Below are 2,006 nucleotides of genomic sequence, written 5' to 3'. Positions count from 1 at the left end.
CGCATCAATGCGGCTAAACACCTGCGCCACAAATTCTTCCACAGGTTCGTCAGAAATCGGCACCGGCATGTCATTCACGCCAGCGCGCAGTTTGACAAGTTGCTGATAAGATTGCTGCATCTGTGGCTCGGTTTCCAGCCACCGTTCCACTTGCTCGGCGTCGCGCGAATTCAGTTCGCCATCTAAATAGGCACTGAGGGATTCAAATCGTTCGGCGGCGCGACGATCGCCTCTGGTCAAGTCGTTCGGAACTGAATTTATCGGTACCAGGGACAGATTTGGTTTATTCCCATTTTGCGCTCCCGATCGCCTAAGGTTTGGTTTTTGCGGAGCGTCATGGGATTCATAGTTACGGGTCATTTCAACACCACCACCAATGACACTGGGGAAAGCACCCCGGAAAACAACTGCTTTTCTTGTCTACTAATCATCTTATTTTATCTTTCTGGAGTTAAACGTTTGGCGGTTCGGATTTAACGCTGATTTCGGGGAAACCGAACCTGAGGCTTAACTATCCAAATAACTTTGTAACTGCACTTGCAGACGCTGACGCGCTCTGGCAATTCTCGATTTCACGGTTCCGAGAGAAACCCCCGTGATTTCGGCTATTTCCTCATAAGGGAGTCCTTCAATTTCGCGCAGCACGATCGTGGTCCGGAAGACTTCTGGCAAGTCGGCGATCGCTTCGCGCAGTTGGTCGTAAAATTCCCGGGTAGTTAAATCTTCATCCGGCCCGGGCTCATCTGCTGCAATTTCCCAATCCATTTCCCCATCGTCGAGCATTCGCGGGGCATCTAAGGACAATGGATCGCGGACGCGCTTGCGCTTACGCAGCTCATCGTAAAACAAATTCGTAGCAATTCGACTTAACCAGCCCCGGAATTTCACGGGATCTTTAAGTCTCTGGATATTACGATAAACCCGAATCCAGACTTCCTGCGCCAAATCTGCGCGATCTTGCCAGTCTGGAGCCAAGTGATACAGAATTTTTTCCACGTGGGACTGATAGCGGCGCAGCAGTTCGGCAAATGCAGCGCGATCCGGGCGGCTCCCCTGCTGACAGCGCACGACTAATTCGTAGTTAGAGAGTTTTTCAGGTTGCACTGGGGCTTGAGGAGTATTCGCCTCACCCGTGGGCCAAGAAGACACAGAAGGAGAGTAACTCATGGGGCGGAATTCGCTTTATAACATTCCAATTCAAGGGACACTCTGATTCTGTGAAAAGTTCCCGATGGGGTTCCTTACAGGGATGGCAGTTTTGCCATTGGCACAGCGCATGGGTCTGGGTGAGGCGGTTGGACGATTGATTATAGCAGTTTTCCGCAGCTTGTCTCCGGAATTAAGGGCAAATCATTCACTAGGGTTGATTTTCAATGGTTTTCAATGGCTGGGGTTGGGTTCGGTTTCGCAAGCACCAATACTCACCCAAGAACTCGACCCATCGGCCCAATGTTCTTTTTTCCAAATTGGCGCGTTGTGTTTGAGGGTGTCGATCGCATAGCGACAACCCTCAAATGCTTCTTTGCGGTGCGGACATCCCACTGCTACCAATACGCTAATTTCGCCTATCTGCAAGCGCCCAATGCGGTGGTAGATGACGATTCGATTCACCTGCGGCCAAGATTGGCGGATTTGAGCAGCAATTTGGCGGAATACGGCGAGTGCCATTGGTTCGTAGGCTTGATATTCCAGCGCCACCACCGGTTTGCCATCGGTGCGATCGCGCACGGTCCCGCTCATCACCACCACCGCACCGTTGCCCGCATCGTCTGCTAAGGCATAGACTTCCTCTAATGACAAGGGTGCAAGGGTGATGGCAAAGCGATCGTTCGCATGTTCTGGCTTTCTCGTGGCGATCGGGGGCTTCGGTGCAGTGTTCGGACTTTGCATGAGCGATCGATTAACATTTTCATACCTCTATCCATTCAGTGTGACGTACTCCCGACGCCGACCGCTTAGGCGGTACGGCGCGGGCTTCTGCGCCCAGACCTTTGAGATCTGGGTTT

Annotated in this window: 3 protein-coding genes; all 3 read right to left on the bottom strand. The window is 52.0% G+C overall.

What is annotated here, in order from left to right; genetic code table 11:
* On the bottom strand, positions 1-360 hold a 360-nt coding region (locus LKK83_RS30360; protein WP_442957395.1), incomplete at its 3' end, for an anti-sigma factor family protein.
* 147 nt (positions 361-507) lie between these two features.
* The gene (locus tag LKK83_RS30355) at positions 508-1,167 is read right to left on the bottom strand and encodes a sigma-70 family RNA polymerase sigma factor (RefSeq protein ID WP_324635204.1); all 660 of its coding nucleotides are present in this window, start codon (positions 1,165-1,167) and stop codon (positions 508-510) included.
* Between the two features lie 213 nt (positions 1,168-1,380).
* Entirely contained in the window at positions 1,381-1,890 is a 510-nt protein-coding gene (locus LKK83_RS30350) for a molybdenum cofactor biosynthesis protein MoaE (protein WP_324635203.1), read from the bottom strand.
* Positions 1,891-2,006 lie beyond the last annotated feature (116 nt).

This window comes from Phormidium sp. CCY1219 (assembly GCF_035615515.1).
In the GTDB taxonomy this organism is placed as follows: Bacteria; Cyanobacteriota; Cyanobacteriia; order Cyanobacteriales; family Laspinemataceae; genus CCY1219.
The sequence above is the reverse complement of the archived record's forward strand: the minus strand, read 5'-3'. Positions and strand labels throughout refer to the sequence as shown.